Origin of the sequence: Thermoanaerobacter sp. A7A, assembly GCF_000445185.1 — a bacterium.
Lineage (GTDB): Bacteria > Bacillota > Thermoanaerobacteria > Thermoanaerobacterales > Thermoanaerobacteraceae > Thermoanaerobacter.
This window is the reverse complement of the sequence record NZ_AVAF01000005.1, coordinates 1-3,788: the sequence shown is the minus strand read 5'-3', so window position 1 is coordinate 3,788 and position 3,788 is coordinate 1. Positions and strand designations below refer to the sequence as shown.

At 44.2% G+C, this 3,788-nt stretch carries 2 protein-coding genes; both read right to left on the bottom strand.

Annotated features, from left to right (window positions below; translation table 11 throughout):
• Window positions 1-96: 96 nt before the first annotated feature.
• Window positions 97-1,053 carry a glycyl-radical enzyme activating protein gene (locus M663_RS0100435; RefSeq protein ID WP_029687560.1) on the bottom strand — a complete coding sequence of 319 codons (957 nt, stop codon included), beginning with the start codon at window positions 1,051-1,053 and terminating at the stop codon, window positions 97-99.
• A 160-nt stretch (window positions 1,054-1,213) separates the two neighbouring features.
• On the bottom strand, window positions 1,214-3,613 hold the full coding sequence (locus M663_RS0100430; protein WP_029687559.1) for a glycyl radical protein: 2,400 nt from the start codon (window positions 3,611-3,613) through the stop codon (window positions 1,214-1,216).
• Window positions 3,614-3,788: the final 175 nt, after the last annotated feature.

Sequence of the window (3,788 nt, the reverse complement as noted above, 5' to 3'; positions counted from 1 at the left end):
TTTTACTCTAATATTTATCTCATTTTGCAATCACCTAAATTTACTATAAATTTACTATTTGAACAGCCTAACTCTTTGAAAACAGAACACTTAGTTTTAGCCTATTATTACCTCCAGCCCGTAAGATTCAATAATCTCTTTACATAAATTCATATGTTCCCTGCTGGGTGGTTTAAGATCCTCCAAATCATATTTTTTCCCAAGTCTGACATACTTGCTGGAACCCAATCGATGGTACGGAAGAAGCTGAACCAGTTTTACTACTGATCCTAAACTTGAGCAAAATCGGCTTGTCGCTCGAATATTTTCCTCTGAATCGTTATAACCAGGAATTACAGGAATTCTGATTTGCATAGCGACGCCAGCCTTTGCCATTTTTTTGGCATTTTCCAGGATCAGCTCATTTGGCGCGCCGATTAATCTCTGTGATTGCAATGTGTCCATATGCTTTAAATCATAAAGAACTAGATCCACATACTCCAGGACCTCTTTGTAATGCTCCCATTTCGCGTATCCGCTCGTATCCAGACATACATGCAATCTCCTGCTTTTACATTCCTTTAATAACTCTTTGACAAACTTGTACTGTACCATCGGTTCACCACCGGATACTGTAACCCCTCCATTTGAGCACCGGTAGAATAATCTGTCCTTTTCTATTATTTCCATAATCTCATCAACACTGATATCTTTTCCGGTTAAGTACAACGCTTTTGATGGGCAGACCTGGGTACATAAACCACATTTGTTGCATTTGTTTCTATTAAAATCAATAACCTGAATTTCTTTTTTTTCAAATTTTGAAAAAATCTTAGGCCCTTTTGTCAAAGCTCCGGTTGGACAAACCTGCAGACACCTTCCACAATTAGCCAGACCTATGCATTTTATTTCAAACCAGGCGATTTCATCTTCAAGGGCCTGTGACTCCGGGCTGTGACACCATAGACACCTCAGGGGGCATCCTTTTAAGAAAACCCCTGTTCTAATCCCGGGTCCGTCATGCACCGTGTATCTTTGGATATCAATAATTTTTCCTATTTTCTCGTTGTCCATAAAATTGCCTCCCCTCATTATCAGGCGAATTCTCCCTGGAAGAAGGATAATATAAGGCTTGTCAGTACACTGAGAGCCCCATTCTCAGTGTACTGACTTGCAATTGCAAGGTGCGCTTGGCTCGCGTACCAGCGCCATGTTTGCCTCACATAGAAATTGTTTAAACCAGTTCAGTATACTCGGTTCTTTCTATGATATCTTCCTGGATCGCCGGGTCCAATCCTACAAAGAGGGCGCTATAACCCGCTACCCGTACCACTAATCCCCTGTATTTATCCGGGTTCTTCTGCGCATCACGCAGTGTTTTTGAGCTAACAACGTTGAACTGGAGGTGCAGTCCCTTATTGTCAAAGAAAGTCTTAATTGCTGATATTAGATTTCTTGTACCGCTGTCGCCTTCGACTGCAGTTGGGTGGAACTTTAGATTCAGCAAGGTGCCGTTGGAGCAAATGAGATGGTCCAAAGCTGCAGCAGAATTGAGTACAGCTGTCGGGCCGTTTTTATCTTTGCCGTGAACGGGAGAAATCCCGTCAGCCAGCGGTTCACCAGCCCTTCTTCCATCTAAAGAGGCTGCCCGCCAATAACCCATGGGAACATGGGCAGATACCGGATAGAGTCCGGGACTGTATGGTCCCCTTGGCCCTGAACATTCTTCCGTGAGTTTACAATAAACGCCTGCCGCCCACCTGGCCAAATCATCGACATAAGCGTCATTATTGCCGTAACTGGGAGCACTAGTTATAATCTCGTTGCGTAAAGCCTCCTGTCCTTCCCAATTCGACCTTAAAGCGCTTAAAAGTTCAGCACCACTATATTTCTTTTCGTCAAACACAAACTTCTTGATTGCAGATAATGCATCTGCTACGTTGCTGACACCCACTCCCGCAGTGCCCGTGGAATTATATTTGGCACCACCGGCGCTTACATCCACACCCTTTTCCACGCAAGGTTCCATGGCACAGGAAAGAACCGGCAGCGGAACTAGTTGCATATGTGCCAGATCAACAACATTTGTGATTACCGCAAAATGATCCACAAAGTATTGGACTTGCTTAACATAAGCTTCTTTAACCTCATCAAACGAGCTAAAGCTTGCCAGATCCCCGGTCGCAGGCCCTGCCTTGGCTCCAGTGAGCATGTTTACACCATCATTGATCGCCAGTTCCAAACATGCGGGCAAACTGAAAAATGGCGCGTCGCCCGTGCCACCGGTCCACCCGTACTCATTTCCCTGACAAGCGGGCTCAACACACCCAACTATGGCGTAATCACGCGCGTCCTCTAACTCTCTGCCCCTGTTTAATAACGCCGGAATGATCACTTCATCGTTGAAAAAAGCCGGCATCCCCAGTCCCTGTTTCTTGACTTGGATCGCTTTATACCATAACTCGTCCGGTGTGCCATTCCAGATTCTGACTGAAATTGAGGGCTGATGCAGCTTGACATTCATTGTTGCATCCAGGCACATATAGGAGAGTTCATTTGTTGCATCCCGGCCATCCCGGGTCTGGCCTCCTACACAGACATTCTGGAACATTGGATATCCGGCACCGGTTTTGGTAATGCCAATTGGGCGAATTTTGTTAATCTCCGCAAGTTTAATCCACAAACATTCGATCAGTTCTTGGGCACCATCTTTAGTAATATTTCCCGCAGCTATATCTTTTTGATAGTAGGGGTACATGTACTGGTCGAATCTTCCTGGCGAAATTGAGTGTCCGCTGGATTCAAGCTGGAGAACCAATTGCAGGAACCAAAATGACTGGCATGCTTCCCAGAATGTCCTGGCCGGGTTTTCAGGAACCCAGTCACAGTTACTGGCTATTTGCAACAGCTCAATTTTTCTAGTTTTATTAGTTTCTTTATCCGCTAATTCCCGTGCCAGATTAGCGTACCTTTTCGCAAAATCTGCCACAGCATCACAAACCATAATTATCGCATTCCAGAAATGATATTTTTCAATGTCCCGGCCATCCCTGGGTATACCAAGCTGTTCAAGCTGCTTGAGGGCATCTTTTTTAACCCCTGAAAACCCTTTTTCCAGAATGGTTTTATAATTCGGGATGTAATGACCCACACCCGCGATAGCAACTTCCGGAAAACCGAAGGTAAACACTCCGGAAGTCACTATTGCTTTCTTGGATTCTTCGGGCAGCATATTCAAAACTAAATCATTAACTTTTTTACCCTTCCAATATTCATAAAGACCTCTGAGTGTTTTTTTGGTCTCCTCATCGATTAAAAACCTGTCTACGGTTCTTTCTTCAAAAGGTTCATTGTCCATCTCTTCAATAATCCAGTCATAAGAGAACTCAGGGAAGACCGGCGCAGCCCTAGCTACTTTAGCCTGGTTGCCAACGATCAGTTCATCATCAGCAATCCAGATGGTCATTTCATTTAACAGCTTTTTCATAGCTTTGGCCCTTCTCATGATCATGGGCTCCCCTTCCGTCTCCTGGTACGATCTGGTAATAATCACGGCCCGCTCTGCATCCAACGACGGTGGGGTAGCTAAATACTTTTCTCGCAACCGATGGACTCTTTCAGTAATACCGTTCACAAGATCATCTCCTTAAATTTTTTGTTAAATTTTTTGTGACTGCTTATCCGCCAAAAAGAACCTGTCCGATGAGCACCTCCTTTCTGGTCATTTAGTGTCATTTCCCAAAAAGACTACCTCCTTAAAAATTTACTATAATAGGTCTTTACTGAATCCCAAAATCCTTATGGATTAA

Excerpts from the sequence above, each read along its gene's own strand:
- M663_RS0100435 (WP_029687560.1), bottom strand. The coding sequence starts at position 1,053 with ATGGACAACGAGAAAATAGGAAAAATTATTGATATCCAAAGATACACG.